15 protein-coding genes, 2 pseudogenes and 1 other annotated feature are annotated in these 17,597 nt (G+C 52.2%); of the genes and pseudogenes, 6 read left to right on the plus strand and 11 right to left on the minus strand.

Annotated features, from left to right (window positions below; genetic code table 11):
- Positions 1–148: 148 nt before the first annotated feature.
- Positions 149–1,144: pseudogene (locus ABIE10_RS00005) on the minus strand (NAD-dependent epimerase).
- Between the two features lie 417 nt (positions 1,145–1,561).
- Between ABIE10_RS00005 and wzzB the strand changes: the two are divergent.
- Positions 1,562–2,539 (plus strand): LPS O-antigen chain length determinant protein WzzB, encoded by a 978-nt coding sequence (wzzB, locus tag ABIE10_RS00010; RefSeq protein WP_429154262.1) that lies wholly within the window; start codon positions 1,562–1,564, stop codon positions 2,537–2,539.
- Between the two features lie 64 nt (positions 2,540–2,603).
- On the opposite strand, the gene hisIE is transcribed toward wzzB, so the two are convergent.
- The 9 genes from hisIE to hisL form a co-directional block, all read right to left on the minus strand.
- On the minus strand, positions 2,604–3,215 hold the full coding sequence (gene hisIE / locus ABIE10_RS00015) for a bifunctional phosphoribosyl-AMP cyclohydrolase/phosphoribosyl-ATP diphosphatase HisIE (RefSeq protein ID WP_000956425.1): 612 nt from the start codon (positions 3,213–3,215) through the stop codon (positions 2,604–2,606).
- Complete coding sequence (gene hisF, locus ABIE10_RS00020) at positions 3,209–3,985, minus strand: imidazole glycerol phosphate synthase subunit HisF (RefSeq protein ID WP_019077116.1); 777 nt, start codon at positions 3,983–3,985, stop codon at positions 3,209–3,211. The genes hisIE and hisF overlap by 7 nt, the downstream gene beginning before the upstream one ends.
- Positions 3,967–4,704 (minus strand): 1-(5-phosphoribosyl)-5-[(5-phosphoribosylamino)methylideneamino]imidazole-4-carboxamide isomerase, encoded by a 738-nt coding sequence (gene hisA / locus ABIE10_RS00025; RefSeq protein WP_016153557.1) that lies wholly within the window; start codon positions 4,702–4,704, stop codon positions 3,967–3,969. Before hisA ends, hisF begins: the two co-directional genes overlap by 19 nt.
- On the minus strand, positions 4,704–5,294 hold the full coding sequence (hisH, locus tag ABIE10_RS00030; RefSeq protein ID WP_003030129.1) for an imidazole glycerol phosphate synthase subunit HisH: 591 nt from the start codon (positions 5,292–5,294) through the stop codon (positions 4,704–4,706). The genes hisA and hisH overlap by 1 nt, the downstream gene beginning before the upstream one ends.
- Positions 5,294–6,361, minus strand: coding sequence for a bifunctional histidinol-phosphatase/imidazoleglycerol-phosphate dehydratase HisB (gene hisB, locus ABIE10_RS00035; protein WP_131346294.1), 1,068 nt, complete (start codon positions 6,359–6,361; stop codon positions 5,294–5,296). Before hisB ends, hisH begins: the two co-directional genes overlap by 1 nt.
- Positions 6,358–7,437 carry a histidinol-phosphate transaminase gene (hisC, locus tag ABIE10_RS00040; protein WP_016156893.1) on the minus strand — a complete coding sequence of 360 codons (1,080 nt, stop codon included), beginning with the start codon at positions 7,435–7,437 and terminating at the stop codon, positions 6,358–6,360. The genes hisB and hisC overlap by 4 nt, the downstream gene beginning before the upstream one ends.
- On the minus strand, positions 7,434–8,738 hold the full coding sequence (hisD, locus tag ABIE10_RS00045; RefSeq protein ID WP_046275333.1) for a histidinol dehydrogenase: 1,305 nt from the start codon (positions 8,736–8,738) through the stop codon (positions 7,434–7,436). Before hisD ends, hisC begins: the two co-directional genes overlap by 4 nt.
- Before the next feature lie 5 nt (positions 8,739–8,743).
- Complete coding sequence (hisG, locus tag ABIE10_RS00050; RefSeq protein WP_003834191.1) at positions 8,744–9,643, minus strand: ATP phosphoribosyltransferase; 900 nt, start codon at positions 9,641–9,643, stop codon at positions 8,744–8,746.
- 45 nt (positions 9,644–9,688) lie between these two features.
- Positions 9,689–9,811: a sequence feature (His leader region), on the minus strand.
- Positions 9,787–9,834, minus strand: coding sequence for a his operon leader peptide (gene hisL, locus ABIE10_RS00055; RefSeq protein ID WP_100250077.1), 48 nt, complete (start codon positions 9,832–9,834; stop codon positions 9,787–9,789). It overlaps the preceding feature by 25 nt.
- 174 nt (positions 9,835–10,008) lie before the next feature.
- Between hisL and ABIE10_RS00060 the strand changes: the two genes are divergently transcribed.
- From ABIE10_RS00060 to plaP, 4 genes and pseudogenes are all read left to right on the plus strand, one after another.
- Positions 10,009–10,833: an SDR family oxidoreductase gene (locus tag ABIE10_RS00060; RefSeq protein WP_047498991.1), complete on the plus strand. Its 825-nt coding sequence runs from the start codon at positions 10,009–10,011 to the stop codon at positions 10,831–10,833.
- 40 nt (positions 10,834–10,873) lie between these two features.
- Positions 10,874–11,858, plus strand: a pseudogene (locus tag ABIE10_RS00065) (LysR substrate-binding domain-containing protein).
- A gap of 162 nt (positions 11,859–12,020) precedes the next feature.
- Complete coding sequence (yoeI, locus tag ABIE10_RS00070; RefSeq protein ID WP_099045591.1) at positions 12,021–12,083, plus strand: membrane protein YoeI; 63 nt, start codon at positions 12,021–12,023, stop codon at positions 12,081–12,083.
- Positions 12,073–13,434: a putrescine/proton symporter PlaP gene (plaP, locus tag ABIE10_RS00075; RefSeq protein ID WP_016153551.1), complete on the plus strand. Its 1,362-nt coding sequence runs from the start codon at positions 12,073–12,075 to the stop codon at positions 13,432–13,434. The genes yoeI and plaP overlap by 11 nt, the downstream gene beginning before the upstream one ends.
- A gap of 60 nt (positions 13,435–13,494) precedes the next feature.
- On the opposite strand, the gene sbcB is transcribed toward plaP, so the two are convergent.
- Positions 13,495–14,919 (minus strand): exodeoxyribonuclease I, encoded by a 1,425-nt coding sequence (sbcB, locus tag ABIE10_RS00080; protein WP_016153550.1) that lies wholly within the window; start codon positions 14,917–14,919, stop codon positions 13,495–13,497.
- A gap of 397 nt (positions 14,920–15,316) precedes the next feature.
- Here sbcB and phsA point away from each other — a divergent pair, with 397 nt between their 5' ends.
- Entirely contained in the window at positions 15,317–17,590 is a 2,274-nt protein-coding gene (gene phsA / locus ABIE10_RS00085; protein WP_235117109.1) for a thiosulfate reductase PhsA, read from the plus strand.
- Positions 17,591–17,597: the final 7 nt, after the last annotated feature.

Genomic DNA, 17,597 nt, shown 5'->3' on the forward strand with positions numbered 1-17,597 from the left:
CGTTTACGGGCCGTAAGTAACGAAGTCTGATGCAAATGTCAGATCGTATGCGCCTGTTAGGGCGCGGCTGGTAACAGAGCCTTATAGGTGCATCCGAAAAACCTCCGGCTATGCCGGAGGATATTTATTATTTTAAACAGGTCAGTAATTAAACTTTGTAGAAGTCACGGTTCCAGTCGACAAAGTTACGCACTCCATCCCTAACCGTCGTATCTGGTTTAAAACCGATTACATCATATAGCGCTTTGGTCTCTGCGCTGGTTTCCAGCACGTCACCGGGCTGTAGCGGTAGCATATTTTTTGAAGCGTCGATGCCAAGAGCTTCTTCTAGGGCTTTGATATAGTCCATTAGCTCAACCGGTGAACTATTGCCGATATTCTAGACGCGATACGGGGCGATACTGGTCACTGGTGTTCCTGTTTCAACGGTCCACTGGGCATCTGCTTGCGGAATGGCATCCTGCAGGCGAATGATTGCTTCTGCGATATTATCAATATAGGTGAAATCGCGCTTCATTTTGCCGTAGTTATAAACATCAATACTTTTCCCTTCAAGCATCGCTTTGGTGAACTTGAACAGCGCCATATCCGGGCGACCCCATGGACCATACACGGTGAAAAAACGCAGGCCGGTTGTTGGCAATCCGTACAGATGAGAATAGGTATGGGCCATCAGTTCGTTGGCTTTTTTTGTTGCCGCATACAGTGACACGGGGTGATCAACAGAATCATCTGTTGAGAAAGGCATTTTCTGATTCAATCCGTATGCCGAACTGGAGGAGGCATAGAGCAAATGCTGAATTTTATTGTGCCGACAACCTTCCAGTATGTTCAAAAAACCGGTGAGGTTAGAGTCCGCGTAAGCATGCGGATTTTCGAGTGAATAACGAACACCCGCCTGTGCTGCAAGATGAATCACACTATCAAAATGCCCAGATACGAAGAGTTCGGAGATACTTTCGCGGTCGGCCAAATCCATTTTATGAAAATGGAAGTTGGGCTGTGCCAGTAATTCCAGACGGGCCTGCTTAAGGCTTACGTCGTAGTAATCGTTCAGGTTATCAATACCGACTACTTGATGGCCAGCCTCAAGGAGGCGTTTGCTAACGTGGAAGCCGATGAAACCAGCGGCCCCCGTAACCAGGTATTATATGTTTATTCCTCTTTTTGGCTAAATAATAGCCAGGTACCAACGAATACTGCTAAAAGTGGAATGAAACCGATAGATGGCTAAAAAGCTAATCGTTATCTCTTTTTACTCTTGTCGTTTTACTCATTAGAACGCAAGTATTCATTGCTTGAATTTAATACAATGACAATGAAAAGTAGACTATATCGACTGTCTGACATGGGACCCGTTGAGTGAAATAATTTACTCAGGAGGAGACTTGTGTATTGACACTGCTGTTTTATCTCTTCCCTTCTTCAGTAGTGATTGAAATACCAATCAAATTCCCTCAAACAATTTGATTTTTTTATCATTAATCCTATGGCATTGCCTCAAATTATAGCTAAACTAATTCGAGTTTAAGTCTTTCCTCATTCAGAGTTTAGGGTATTTATGTCTGTAGGTGATAACAAAATATCTGGACGCAGCAACGATCCGGATCAGATTGATCTTATTGATTTAGTAATACAATTATGGCGTGGTAAAGTAACGATAATTGTCTGTGTGGTTGTCGCGATTGTGTTGGCCGTGGGATACCTGGCCGTTGCGAAAGAGAAATGGACATCGAATGCAATTATCACGCAACCGGATGTTGGGCAGATAGCCGCTTACAACAATGCCTTGAATGTATTGTATGGTGCAAGTGCGCCAGCATCGCTTCAAATGAATGTGATTGGGCGTTTTAGTACCGCTTTTTCTGCATTAGTTGAAACATTGGACAATCAAGAAAAATCGGAAAAACTGACTATTGAGCAGTCAGTAAAAGGCCAGCAATTACCATTGGTCGTCTCTTATGTAGGGGATTCCGCGGAAAGGGCGCAGCGCCAGCTTTCTGAATACATCCAACAAATTGATGACAAAGTCGCCAAAGAGATGGTTGTTGATCTGGCAGATAATATTCAATTACGAACAACAGCGCTTACAGACTCGCTGAAAACCCAAGAGGTTATTGCTCAGGAGCAAAAGGATTTGCGTATCAAGCAAATCCAGGAAGCTTTGCGTTATGCAGAACAGGCTGGGGTGGTGAAGCCACAAATTCAGCAAACTCAGGATGTCACGCAGGACAGTATGCTACTGCTGGGCAGTGATGCACTGAAATCAATGATTGAACACGAAGCGACTCGTCCCTTGATCTTCTCTGGTAATTACTACCAGACCAAGCAAAACCTACTGGACATTGAGGCGTTAAATCTTGAAAAGGCAAAACTGCACTCCTACCGCTATGTGTTGAAACCAACGTTACCGATTCGTCGTGACAGTCCGAAAAAAGCAATCACCCTGGTGCTGGCGGTTCTGCTCGGCGGGATGATTGGTGCCGGGATCGTGCTGGGGCAAAATGCGCTGCGCGGTTACAAAGCCAAAGCACAGTAATCCTAAAGCAGTTTTATTCTGACAACAAAAAACCGGGCGAGCCCGGTTTTTTTACGTCTACAGATTACTGATGTCTTTTGCGTAAATTCTCAATCACCGTCGTCAGGTCGAGGTCCTGATCCTGCAGCAGAACCAGCAGGTGATACATCAGATCAGAGGCTTCATTGGTCAGTTCGAAACGATCGTTCACGGTTGCGGCCAGCGCGGTCTCTACGCCTTCTTCACCCACTTTTTGCGCAATGCGTTTGGTGCCGCTGGCATACAGTTTCGCGGTGTAGGAACTGGCTGGATCAGCGGTTTTACGTTCGGCCAGCAGTTGCTCAAGCTGATACAGGAACAGCCACTGGTGGCTGGCGTCGCCAAAGCAGCTTGAGGTGCCTTTATGGCAGGTTGGGCCAATCGGGTTAACCAGCACCAGCAGGGTGTCGTTGTCGCAGTCAGGCGCGATGCTCACCACGTTCAGGAAGTGACCGGAGGTTTCTCCTTTGGTCCACAGACGCTGCTTGGTCCGCGAGAAAAAGGTCACTTTGCCGCTTTCAAGCGTTTTATCCAGTGCTTCCGGGTTCATATAACCCAGCATTAGTACCTCACCGGAAACCGCATGCTGCACGATGACTGGCATCAGTCCGTCGGTTTTTTCCCAGTCCAGCTCGCGGCATTGTTGCTTCGTTAACATATCCTGATCTCCACGCCCTGTGTTGCCAGGTACGCTTTTAATTCGCCAATATTAATAATTTGCTTGTGAAAGACGGAAGCGGCAAGCGCGCCGTCAACGTCGGCGTCCCGGAATGCTTCAAGGAAGTGTTCCATGGTGCCCGCGCCGCCGGAGGCAATCAGCGGTACATGGCAAACGTCGCGCACTTTTTTCAGTTGCTCCAGGTCATAACCGTTACGCACGCCGTCCTGGTTCATCATGTTCAGGACGATTTCACCCGCGCCGCGCTTCTGTACTTCCTGCACCCAGTCCAGCGTTTCCCACTGCGTGACGCGGGTACGGCTTTCATCCCCGGTATATTGATTAACATGATATTTGCCGGTTTCGGCGTCATACCAGGTATCAATGCCTACCACGATACACTGCACGCCAAAGCGGTCAGCCAGACGAGTGATAAGCTCCGGTTCGGCCAGCGCCGGGGAGTTGATAGAGATTTTATCCGCCCCGAAGGAGAGGATGCGCGCCGCATCGTCGATGGATTTAATGCCACCGGCAACGCAGAACGGAATATCGATCACTTCTGCCACGCGAGATACCCAGCTTTTATCCACTACGCGGCCATCGCTGGAGGCGGTGATATCGTAGAACACCAGTTCATCTGCGCCTTCATCGGCATAGCGTTTTGCCAGCGGGACAATGTCGCCAATAATCTCGTGATTGCGAAACTGGACGCCTTTTACCACCTGCCCATCACGAACGTCCAGACAAGGAATTATGCGTTTTGCCAGCATTGAATGGCCTCCTCAACGGTGAACTTACCTTCCAGCAGGGCGCGTCCGACGATCACGCCGCGTACGCCGGTTCCACGCAGGGCTGCTACGTCCTCGATCCCGCCAATGCCGCCAGATGACTGGAATGCTACCTGCGGATATTTGGCGCACACTTCTTCATAAAGCGCGACGTTTGAGCCAGCCAGCGTGCCGTCGCGGGAGATATCGGTGCACAGCACGTGCTTCAGGCCGACGGGTAAATAGGTCTCAACCAGTTCTTCCAGAGAAACCCCGGAATCTTCCTGCCAGCCGCTAACCGCTACCTGTTTATTACCGCGCTCGTCAATACGAACGTCCAGTGCCAGCACCAGCGCGTCGGCGCCAAAACGGGCAAACCAGCTCTTGACTACCTCGGGGGATTTTACTGCCGTCGAACCTACCACCACGCGCGCCACGCCTGCGTCAAGCAGCGCCGCAACGTCCGCTTCAGTCCGCACGCCACCGCCAACCTGTACCGGAACATTGACACCTGCGACCAGCGTTTTAATCAGCGGGATCTGCCGCTGCGCCGGGTCTTTCGCGCCAGTTAAATCAACCAGGTGCAGTACTTCGGCACCCTGAGCGGCGTAATCCTGTAAACGGGGGAGAGGATCATTGCCATAATCACGTTGCGTTGCGTAATCGCCCTGATGAAGACGCACCACCGTGCCGTCGATTAAATCTAATGCCGGAATAATCATTACATCTCCAGAAAGTTTTTCAGCAACTGCGCCCCAGCCGCGCCCGAGCGTTCAGGGTGAAACTGCACGCCAAAGAAATTGTCCTTTTGCACTGCCGCGGTAAACGGTTCGCCGTAATGGCACTGGGCGATGGTCCACGGGTTCACCGGCATAGCATAGCTGTGTACAAAGTAGAAATATGCGCCATCTTCAATGCCCTGGAACAGACGATTTCCCGCCTGCGGATAGACGCGATTCCAGCCCATATGCGGCAGCGGCAGACCGAAATCGGTCATCTTCGGAACGTCCTGCTCAATAATGCCCAGCAGAGAGACACCGTTACTCTCTTCGCTACGGCGGCCAAGCAGTTGCATGCCTAAGCAGATCCCCAGTACCGGTTGCGTACAAGCTTTAATCAGTTCAATCAGTTCACGCTCGTGCAACTGGTCCATAGCCGCCTGGGCAGTACCGACGCCCGGCAGAAACAGTTTATCGGCACGCAGCACCACGTCCGGGTCACGGCTGACAACCGGGTCGTATCCATGGCGCGCGACGGCGGATTTCACCGAGTGCAGGTTGGCGCAGCCGGTATCAAGGATCACCACGTTCATTACAGCACTCCTTTCGAGGAGGGCAGCGTATCGCCTTCTACGCGAATAGCCTGACGCAGCGTACGACCAAAGGCTTTAAACAGGCTCTCCACACGGTGGTGGTCATTTTTCCCTTTGGTTTTCAGGTGCAAGGTGACACCCATGGTGTAAGAGAGTGAACGGAAGAAGTGTTCAATCATCTCTGTGCTCAGATCGCCAACGCGCTGGTAGGTAAACTCCGCGCGGTATTCCAGGTGCGGACGCCCCGAGATATCCAGCGCGCAACGTGCCAGGCACTCGTCCATCGGCAGCACAAAACCAAAACGGTTGATACCGCGTTTATCGCCTAATGCCAGCTTTAAGGCTTCACCCAGCGCCAGACCGGTATCTTCAACGGTGTGGTGATCGTCAATATACAGATCGCCTTTGACGGCAATCTCCATGCGAAAACCGCCGTGGGTGGCGATTTGATCCAGCATGTGGTCAAAGAAGCCAACGCCGGTATTGATTTTGCTACTGCCTTCGCGGTCCAGCCAGACTTTGACGTCAATCTGCGTCTCTTTGGTATTGCGCTCAACGTGCGCGTAGCGGTCTCGTTTGGTCAACTGCTCACCGATCATCGCCCAGTTCAGGGTGTCGCGGTGATAGCGTAATCCGCTAATGCCCATGTTTTCTGCGAGCTGAATATCGGTCGCCCGGTCACCAATGACGTAGCTGTTTGCCACATCCATGGCCTGTTCAACCAGATATTGCTCAACCAGTTTCACTTTTGGCTTACGGCAATCACACGCGTCCGCTGGCAGGTGCGGGCAGATCAGCACCTCATCGAATGCTACGCCCTGAGAGGTGAATATTTGCATCATCAGGTTATGCGGACCGTCAAAATCGGCCTGCGGAAAGCTCTGCGTACCGAGTCCATCCTGGTTAGTAATCATCACCAGCTTAAAGCCTGCTTTTTGCAGCTTCAGCAAAACGGGAACGACGTCCGGCTCGAAGGCGAGTTTGTCAAAGCGATCGACCTGAAAGTCACTTGGCGGTTCGGAAATCAGGGTTCCATCACGGTCAATAAAAAGATACTTCTGGCTCATACTTGCTCCGCACGTAAGGCGTCAATGACGCGCTGGCTCTCTTCGCGGGTTCCGACAGTAATTCGCAGGCAGCCGCTTAATGAAGGTTGTTTATTCTGATCTCGTAAGATAATGCCCTGATCCCACAAAGATTTAAATACGCTGCTTGATGCGGTGAAGCGCGCCAGAACATAGTTGGTTTCAGAGTCAAAAACCTGCTCTACACAGCGAATGGTTTTCAGGTTCTCCACCAGATACTGACGCTCTTGCAGGATCTGCTCTACGCGTTGGCGCATGGCGGAAATCCCTTGTGGCGTCAGCGCCTGGGCGGCGATATCCGCTACCGGGGTAGAAAGCGGGTAGGGGGCAATCACCTTTAACAGCAGATTGATAACCTCTTCATTCGCCAGCGTAAATCCGCAGCGTAAACCGGCGAGAGCAAACGCTTTGGACAGCGTGCGTAATACTGCCAGATGCGGATACTCAGACAGCCAGCCTGCCAGCGTAGCCTGCGGACAAAACTCAATATAGGCCTCATCAGCGACCACGATGGCTTTACCCTGCGTCATTTCGAGCAGTGAACGTAGGTCCTGCGGATTTATCAGCTGGCCGGTTGGGTTATTGGGGCTGCATACGTAGACCACTTTCACGCCATCAAGCTTGTCCGCGATGCCTTGTAAATCCAACTGCCAGTTATCCAGGGTCGGGACGGTGCGGCATTCAACGCCAATCGTTTCGGCGCTGACGCTGTACATGCCGTAAGTCGGCGGACAGTAGAGAATGGCATCTTTACCGGGTTCGCAAAAAGCGCGCACCAGCAGTTCGATCCCTTCATCCGCGCCGCGGCTGACCAGCACCTGTTCTGGTTTGACGCCAGCATATTGCGCGTAATTCTCAATTACGGCTTTCGGCTGACACTCCGGATAGCGGTTCAGCGTCTGCTGGCGTAGCTGGAACTCAACGGCGGTTGGGTACTCATTCGCGTTGAGCCACACGTCCCCGTTACCGCCAAGACGACGGGCAGACTGATAGGGCGTTAACTCGCGAACATTCTTACGGGCTAAATCAGTGACGCTGAGAAAGTTGTCAGTGCTCATGCTTGCTCCTTCAGGGCGTTAACGCGCAGGGTGACGGCATTTTTGTGGGCAGTCAGTCGTTCAGCAGCGGCCAGTGTTTCAATGGTGGAGGCCAGGGCAGAGAAACCTTGGGGAGTTAATTCCTGTACCGTCATCCGTTTCTGGAAATCAGCCAGCCCAAGGCTTGAGCAGGTTGCGGTATAGCCATAGGTCGGAAGAACGTGGTTGGTGCCGGAAGCATAGTCACCAGCCGACTCAGGGGACCAGTCACCCAGGAATACCGAACCAGCGCTGGTGATATCGTCAACCAGTTCACGCGCGTTACGGGTCTGAATAATCAGGTGCTCCGGGCCGTAGGCGTTAGAGATGGCCACGCATTGCTCAAGATCTCTGGCGACGATCAGTCGGCTGGCGGCGAGCGCCTGACGTGCGGTGTCGGCGCGGGAAAGCTCGGCGAGCTGGCGTTCAACGGCTTTGGCCACGCCTTCGGCAAGCGTAGCGTCTGGCGTCAGCAGGATAACCTGCGAGTCGGGGCCGTGTTCGGCCTGAGAGAGCAGGTCGGAAGCAACAAAGTCAGGCGTCGCGCCGCTGTCGGCAATAACCAGCACTTCAGACGGGCCCGCAGGCATGTCGATAGCCGCGCCGTCAAGACGTTGGCTGACCTGACGTTTGGCTTCGGTCACATACGCATTGCCTGGCCCGAAAATTTTATCGACCTTAGGAATAGACTCGGTACCCAGCGCCAGCGCGGCAATGGCCTGCGCGCCGCCCACGTTGAACACCTCTTTTACGCCACACAGTTGCGCGGCGTAGAGGATTTCATCGGCAATCGGCGGCGGTGAGCAGAGCACCACTTTTTTGCAGCCGGCGATACGCGCCGGGGTCGCCAGCATTAATACGGTCGAGAAGAGCGGTGCCGATCCCCCTGGAATATACAGGCCTACGGAGGCGATAGGGCGAGTAATCTGCTGGCAGCGCACGCCAGGCTGAGTTTCAATATCCACTGGCGGCAGAATTTGCGCGGTGTGGAACGCATCAATATTACGCACCGCCGCCTGCATGGCTTGTTTCAGCTCGTCGCTCAGGCGGCTACTGGCTTGCTGAATTTCTTCTTCGGTGACGCGCAGCGCGCCGACCTCGGTTTTGTCAAACTTCGCACTGTATTCACGCAGCGCCCGGTCGCCGTTATTTTTGACGTTCTCAAGAATCTCGGCCACCGTACGGCTGATGCTTTCAGAGGCGGATATCGCCGGGCGCATCAGCAGTTCGCGCTGCTGCTCGGGGCTACAGCTATTCCAGTCGATCAGGGTATTGAAGCTCATGGCTATCACTCCATCATCTTCTCAATCGGCAGCACCAGAATGGAGCTGGCGCCGAGCGCTTTCAGTTTTTCCATCGTTTCCCAGAACAGGGTTTCGCTGCTGACCATGTGCATGGCTACGCGCTGTTGGTCACCTGCCAGTGGCAGAATGGTAGGGCGCTCAGCGCCAGGCAGCAGGGCGATGACTTCGTCCAGACGTTCGCTCGGCGCGTGCATCATGATGTATTTTGATTCACGTGCCTGAATGACCCCCTGAATACGGGTCAGCAGTTTGTCAATCAGTTGTTGCTTGGCTTCGGCCATTTCGCCGTCGCGCTGAATCAAGCAGGCTTTAGAGCGGTAAATCACTTCCACTTCACGCAGACCGTTGGCTTCAAGCGTGGCTCCGGTTGACACCAGATCGCAAATCGCATCAGCCAGACCTGCGCGGGGAGCGACTTCTACAGAGCCGTTTAACAGACAGGATTTAAACGACACCCCTTTTTGATCAAGATAACGTTTAAGCAGGTGTGGGTAAGAGGTAGCGATACGCTTACCGTTCAGCGCTGCCGGGCCATCCCAGGCTTCATCAACCGGGGTAGCCAGCGAAAGACGGCAACCGCCGAAGTCCAGACGACGCAGGGTAAAATAGCGTGGATCTTCACCCTGTGCCCGGCGGTTGAGCAATTCCTCTTCGAGAACGTTTTCCCCGATGATGCCGAGATCAACGACGCCGTCCATCACCAGACCCGGGATATCGTCATCACGCACGCGCAGAATATCGATCGGCATATTCTCAGCCATCGCGATCAGGCGCTGGGTGTGAAGATTAATTTTAATGCCGCAACGAGCCAGCAATTCGCGTGAATCATCGCTTAAACGACCTGATTTCTGCATAGCTATGCGTAAACGGGTGTTATCTAACATTCTTTATTCCTCGTTATCCTGTCTGAATCAGTTTGGGTCACGCACAAAAAAAAGCCCCCGGAAGAAATCTTCCGGGGGCTTTCTCATACGCTCATGCACCGCTGGAAGATTTAAATGTCTCCCAGCACACATCGCCTGAAAGACTAGTCAGGATGATGGTGATGATGGTGTTTGAATTGAGCGCGTGTCATAAATTTTCTCGATGAATGTTTATTCATTTGATGTCTTTTAACCTAAACCACTTTAGCTACGGAAAGCAAGGGCTTTTTTTGATCATTAATTCATTTCATATTGATACTATGAATTGTCAGCCACTGTGGGCTAGCGTAGCCTTGCGTTATAGGCCAAAAGTCAGGAGAGAAGGCATGAAAAAGGTCGCAATTGTCGGTTTAGGTTGGTTAGGCATGCCGTTAGCTATGTCGCTGGCGGCGAGAGGCTGGCAGGTTACCGGCAGCAAAACCACATTGGATGGGGTGGAAGCGGCCCGCATGAGTGGTATAGAGAGCTACTCGCTGCGCCTGGAGCCTGAACTGGTCTGTGAGACAGACGATCTCGACGCACTGATGGACGCCGACGCGCTGGTTATTACGCTACCTGCGCGCCGTAGCGGTCCGGGGGAGACATTTTACCTGCAGGCTATGCAGGAGCTGGTCGACAGTGCGCTGGCGTACCGTATCCCGCGGATTATTTTTACCAGTTCGACGTCGGTCTATGGCGATGCACAAGGCATCGTGAAAGAAGGGACTCCGCGTAACCCGGTCACGGCAAGTGGTCGCGTTTTGAAAGAACTTGAAGACTGGTTGCACAATTTACCCGGCACTTCGGTGGATATTTTGCGCCTGGCCGGACTTGTCGGCCCGGGAAGACATCCCGGTCGTTTTTTCGCTGGCAAGACAGCGCCAGATGGACACCATGGCGTCAATCTGGTGCATCTGGATGATGTGGTTGCCGCCATCTCTTTGCTGCTGCAAGCGCCAAAAGGGGGACACATCTATAATATATGTGCGCCTATGCATCCGGCGCGCAATGTGTTCTATCCACAGATGGCCCGCCAGTTGGGGATGGAGCCGCCGGAATTTCGTGGCAATGAGGATAACGGTAAAGGTAAAGTCATTGATGGCAACCGTATTTGTAACGAGCTTGGGTTTGAGTACCAGTATCCTGACCCGCTGGTGATGCCGATGGAGTGACAGACCAGCAGAGTGCCGCTGATACCGCCAGGGGGCGAGTATGAAACCACTGCTGGACGTTCTTATCATCCTCGATGCGTTGGAAAAAGAGGGCAGTTTCGCAGCGGCGTCGGCAAAATTGTTTAAGACGCCGTCTGCGCTTAGCTACACCGTCCATAAGCTGGAAAGCGATCTTAATATTCAGCTACTCGATCGCAGCGGACATCGGGCTAAGTTTACCCGTACCGGGCAGATGCTGCTGGAAAAGGGGCGGGAGGTGTTGCACACCGTCCGTGAACTCGAAAAGCAGGCGATTAAACTTCACGAAGGCTGGGAGAATGAACTGGTTATTGGCGTAGATGATACGTTTCCCTTTTCGCTGCTGGCCCCACTCATCGAATCTTTCTATCAACACCACAGTGTGACGCGCCTGAAATTTATCAATGGCGTGCTGGGCGGCTCCTGGGATGCCCTCACTCAGGGGCGGGCAGATATTATTGTCGGCGCCACGCATGAACCACCTGCCGCGAGCGAATTTGGCTTTGCGCAGCTAGGGGTTCTGGAGCAGGTGTTTGTGGTTGCGTCGCATCATCCGCTGGCGCAGGAACAGGAGCCGTTAAATCGTCGCACTATTCGGCGTTTTCGCGCGATTGTGGTGGGCGACAATGCACAGCATGCCAACGTCTCCGGCTCTCAGGTGCTTGACGATCAGGAAGCCATCACCGTTTTTGACTTCAAAACCAAGCTGGAACTGCAAATCAGTGGTCTGGGATGCGGCTATATTCCGCGCTATCTGGCGCAGCGATTTCTGGAGAGTGGCGCTCTGATTGAGAAAAAGGTGGTCGCACAAATTATCTTTGAACCCGTGTGGATAGGTTGGAATGAACAGACTGCCGGGTTGGCCAGTGCCTGGTGGCGGGATGAGATTTTAGCAAATAGTGCTATTGCGGGGGTGTATGTTAAAACGGCTGCTGATAAATCAATCAGTTAAGAAAAAATATTCTTTTGTAGTAGCTTCAATCTCTTGTTATTTCTCTCCAAATTAGTGCAAAATACGCCGCTTGCAAAAAATGACATTAACCGACGTTTTAATACGCGTCGGTTATTTTTTTGCATCAAACCAATCATTCATAAAAGAGGCCGGGCTTCGTACCGGATAGATACTTACTTAAAAATCGACAGTTGTTGTCGCTGAGGATTAACAAAAAATGGGGCAATTTTTTGCTTACGCGACGGTTTTCGCCGTAATGGGGGATAACCATGTCGCATAACGCTACTCCAAACACCTCTCGCGTGGAATTACGTAAAACGCTTACGCTGGTTCCGGTTGTCATGATGGGCCTTGCCTATATGCAGCCGATGACGCTGTTCGATACATTCGGTATCGTATCAGGAATGACCGATGGTCACGTCCCGACAGCTTACGCCTTTGCACTGATCGCCATCCTCTTTACCGCACTGAGCTACGGTAAACTGGTGCGTCGCTATCCGTCTGCAGGCTCTGCCTACACTTATGCCCAGAAATCCATTAGCCCGACCGTTGGCTTTATGGTGGGTTGGTCGTCACTGCTGGACTACCTGTTCGCACCGATGATCAACATTCTGTTGGCGAAAATTTATTTTGAAGCTCTGGTGCCGTCGATACCGTCATGGATATTCGTGGTGGCGCTGGTGGCCTTTATGACCGCCTTTAACCTGCGCAGCCTGAAATCTGTTGCGAATTTCAACACCGTAATCGTGTTGTTGCAGGTGGTGCTGATTGCAGTGATCCTCGGCATGGTCGTTTATGGCGTGTTCGAAGGGGAAGGTGCCGGTACGCTGGCGAGCAGCCGTCCGTTCTGGTCAGGTGATGCGCATGTGATCCCGATGATCACGGGAGCTACAATCCTGTGCTTCTCGTTCACCGGTTTTGACGGTATCAGCAACCTGTCTGAAGAAACCAAAGACGCTGAACGTGTGATCCCGCGGGCGATTTTCCTGACCGCGCTGATTGGTGGCCTGATCTTTATCGTCTCCACCTATCTGTTGCAGCTGTACTTCCCGGATATCTCACGCTTCAAGGATCCGGACGCTTCGCAGCCGGAAATCATGCTGTATGTCGCTGGTAAGTTCTTCCAGGTCGGCGCGCTGATTTTCTCTACCATTACCGTACTGGCGTCAGGTATGGCGGCGCATGCAGGCGTAGCGCGTCTGATGTATGTGATGGGGCGTGACGGTGTGTTCCCGAAAAGTTTCTTCGGTTATGTCCACCCGAAATGGCGTACTCCGTCCATGAACATCATTCTGGTTGGTGCGATTGCTCTGCTGGCAATTAACTTCGACCTGGTGATGGCGACGGCGCTGATTAACTTCGGTGCGCTGGTGGCGTTTACCTTCGTTAACCTGTCGGTTATCTCCCAGTTCTGGATCCGTGAGAAGCGTAACAAGACGCTGAAAGACCACTTCCAGTATCTGTTCCTGCCAATGTGCGGTGCGCTGACCGTTGGTGCGCTGTGGGTGAACCTGGAAGAGAGCTCAATGGTTCTGGGTCTGATCTGGGCCGCTATTGGTCTGATTTACCTGGCTTGCGTGACCAAAAGCTTCCGTAACCCGGTGCCACAGTACGACGAAGATATCGCGTAATAACTGTATTTAGATAAAAAAAACCGGGGACATGTTCTCCGGTTTTTTTATACGTGGGAGTTATACAATCTCTTGCGCATACTGCCAGAGTGACTTCAGCAGCATCAGTTTCTCTTTGTTATCTGCATATTGCTGGCTCAGCATCTGCAATTCATTGGCGTAATTTTGCAAAAACTCAGGCGTGAATATTTGACGACGATGGTCCAGCCAGCGCTGCTGTTCGGCTTCATCCAGCGTTCCGGGGAAGTTACGTGCGCGGTAGTTAAACAGCAGCTTTTCAATGCGCTTATCGACAAAGGAGATATCCAGCGCCGGTAAATTGCGCGGCTCAGTTTCCAGAACGATTTTCATCGCGGCACGGTCGGCATCGCTGAAAAAACCATTGTATAACTGTGCGTCTACGTTATCTGATGGCGTAAAGGGTTCCGCATCGGCGAAGATGGCCACCACTTTGTCGCGAACCTGCGGGTTTTCGCGCAGTATTTTGAGATTATCCAGACAATGCTGGCGGTTAATGCCAAGGCGATCGGCATCTTCCGGGCGCAAGGTATTCGCCTGTGCCAGTACCGGGCATTTGTTGATGTGCACCAGTTTAACCGGCACGGCTGGGTTATCTCCCAGATCAGCTTTAGCAGTGTAGAGCCGCTCACGTAGCGCGTCGCTGTCCAGTTCGAGCAGCGGTGAAATATCACCGGCTAAGTCGACCATAATCACCGCGTTGCGATTCTCAGGATGCCAGGCCAATGGCGCCACCCAACTGGTGTTGCCGCGCCATGCGCCGAACATCCCCGAAACATGGACCAGCGGCTTCATTTGCGGGACATCAATCAGTGCGGCCAGCTTGTGCTTATTGCGATGGCTGTAGAGATAATCAAACAGGCGCGGCTGGCGCGACTTCACTAATTGCGCCATCGCAATTGTGGCGTATACGTCGGCCATCGCATCGTGGGCATTGGCATGTTCAATACCGTTGGCTTTGGTCAAATGCTCCAGGCGAAAGCTGGGTAAGCCGTCGTCGTTTTCCGGCCAGTTAATTCCTTCAGGACGCAGGGCATAGCAGGCGCGCATCACATCCAGCAGATCCCAGCGTGAATTATCGTTCTGCCAGCTCCAGGCGTAGGGATCGTAGAAATTGCGATACAGGATGTTGCGCGTCACTTCATCATCGAAGCGCACGTTGTTATAGCCCAGGATACAGGTTTTCGGCACGGTGAACAGGGCGTGGATGCGCGCAGCAAAGGCGGCTTCATTTTCTCCTTTTTCACGCGCTTCCTGCGGTGTGATACCGGTTATCAGCACCGCCTCAGGCTGCGGCAGATAGTCGTCTGCGGGTTTGCAATAAAAGACTTCAGGTTCACCGATAATGTTGAAATCGCTATCTGTGCGGATAGCCGCAAATTGCGCGGGTCTGTCCAGCGCCGGATGGGTACCAAAGGTCTCGTAATCGTGAAAGAGAAAACCAGGTTGCTGCTTGCCGTCATTCATTGTTCAGTTATGTCCGGGATCAATTTAGCGCTCGTCCAAGAATACCAAAAAATAGCGAGGTAATCAGCAAAGCGATTATCAATGCTGAATGATGTACGCAATAAAATTGAGATGAACAGGCTTAAATAGAATTGATTAATAAATTTTGCACTGTTAAGGGAAATTACTGGAATAAATTGTCTGAAATCTATGAGCTGATAAATAATATAAATGAGAACCATTATTGTTATTTGGTGCTGATTTGTTGTGTTCTGGAAATTTTAAAATTCTTTTATAAACAATGGGTTTTTATTTTGGCGGTTAGCTGCTCTATATTCTAATGAAATGTGAGTGAGGTTAAAAATTAATAATTTAAACACCATATAATAATTGGATATATCTAATAACAGGAGGTTATATGAGCATTAGTCGGCGTAATTTTTTGCGAGGAGTGGGTATCGGTTGCTCTGCCTGTGCGATAGGCAGTTTTCCGCCAGGCGCACTGGCGCGAAATTCTCCAGAGAGCATTAAGGGGAAAACATCTCTGACGCCAAGCTTGTGCGAAATGTGTTCTTATCGTTGTCCAATACAGGCACAGGTAATTAATAACAAGACGGTTTTTATTCAGGGGAACCCTAATGCGCCTCAACAAGGCACGCGTGTCTGCGCGCGCGGAGGCAGTGGTGTTAGCCTGGTCAACGACCCGCACCGTATTGTCAAACCCATGAAACGCACAGGGCCTCGCGGCAGCGGAGAATGGCAGGTTATTAGTTGGGAACAGGCTTACAAAGAAATTGCCGAAAAAATGACGGCAATAAAAGCGCAGCATGGTCCTCAGGGGGTCGTATTCTCTTCCAAATCCGGTTCGCTTTCGGGTCATTTATTTCAGCTGGCAACGGCGTTTGGATCGCCAAACACCTTTACGCATGCGTCGACATGCCCTGCCGGAAAATCGATTGCCGCCAAAGTGATGATGGGCGGCGATTTGGCTATGGATATCGCCAATACCCGTTATATGGTCTCTTTTGGCCACAATCTCTATGAAGGTATTGAGGTTGCCGAAACGCATGAACTGATGACCGCGCAGGAAAAGGGCGCAAAAATGGTCAGCTTCGATCCCCGTTTGTCAGTTTTCTCCAGCAAGGCGGATGAATGGCATGCGCTCAAGCCGGGCGGCGACTTGCCGGTGTTAATGGCCATGTGTCACGTCATGATTAATGAACATCTGTATGACGCGGACTTCGTAGCGCGCTACACAACAGGGTTTGACCAACTGGCCGAAGCGGTACAAGAGACCACGCCGGAATGGGCGCAAAAGCAGGCTGATGTGCCTGCCGATATTATTGTTCGGGTTACCCGCGAAATGGCCGCCTGTGCGCCTCATGCTATCGTCAGCCCTGGCCATCGCGCGACGTTTTCGCAAGAAGAAATTGATATGCGGCGTATGATTTTCACCCTCAATGCGCTGCTGGGAAATATTGAGCGTGAAGGCGGCTTGTACCAGAAAAAAGCCGCGGCGACCTACAATAAGCTGGCCGGAGAGAAGGTCGCTCCGGTGCTGGCAAAACCTGATGCCAAATTGCCCAAGCCAACGGCGCAGCGCATCGATTTGGTTGCCCCACAATTCAAGTACATCGCGGCGGGCGGCGGCGTGGTGCAAAGCATCATCGATGCCGTGTTAAACCAGACGCCGTATCCGGTGAAGGGATGGATTATGTCCCGCCACAATCCTTTCCAAACCGTGACCTGTCGGCCTGATCTGGTCAAAACCGTCGAACAACTCGATCTGGTGGTCAGTTGCGATGTCTATTTAAGCGAAAGCGCGGCATATGCCGATTATCTGTTACCCGAATGCACCTACCTTGAACGCGATGAAGAAGTCTCTGACATGTCGGGCCTGAATCCGGCCTATGCCCTGCGCCAGCAGGTTGTAGAGCCGATTGGGGATGCGCGTCCGAGCTGGCAAATCTGGAAAGAACTGGCCGTGCAGTTAGGCCTTGGGCAGTTCTACCCCTGGCAGGATATGCAGACACGGCAGCTGTACCAGCTTAATGGCGATCATGCGCTTTCCGCTGAACTGCGTCAGAAAGGATATCGGGAGTGGGGTGTTCCGCTGCTGCTGCGGGAACCTGAAGCAGTGCGTCAGTTTGTGGCGCGTTATCCGGGCGCGGTGGCGGTTGACGGCGACGGTACCTATGGCGAGCAACTGCGCTTTAAATCCCCGTCTGGAAAAATTGAACTCTACTCTGAAGAGCTGGAAGCTCTTTTGCCTGGCTACGGTATTCCGCGCGCCCGCAATTTTGCCCTCAAAGGCGACAATGAACTCTATTTTATTCAGGGAAAAGTGGCGGTGCATACCAACGGCGCGACGCAATATGTACCACTGCTGAGTGAGCTGATGTGGGATAACGCGGTGTGGATCCACCCGCAAACGGCCCGTGAAAAAGGCATCAAAAACGGCGATGAGATTTGGCTGGAAAATGCGACCGGTAAGGAAAAAGGCAAAGCGCTGGTTACTGCCGGAATACGACCCGATACGCTGTTCGTTTATATGGGATTTGGCGCCAAGGCGGGAGCCAAAACCGCGGCGACGACGCACGGTATTCACTGCGGTAATTTGCTTCCGCATGTTACCAGTCCGGTTTCCGGTACGGTGGTGCACACCGCTGGCGTCACGCTTCGTCGGGCATGAGAAAGGA

Source organism: Citrobacter sp. 506 (assembly GCF_050434985.1).
GTDB lineage: Bacteria > Pseudomonadota > Gammaproteobacteria > Enterobacterales > Enterobacteriaceae > Citrobacter > Citrobacter braakii.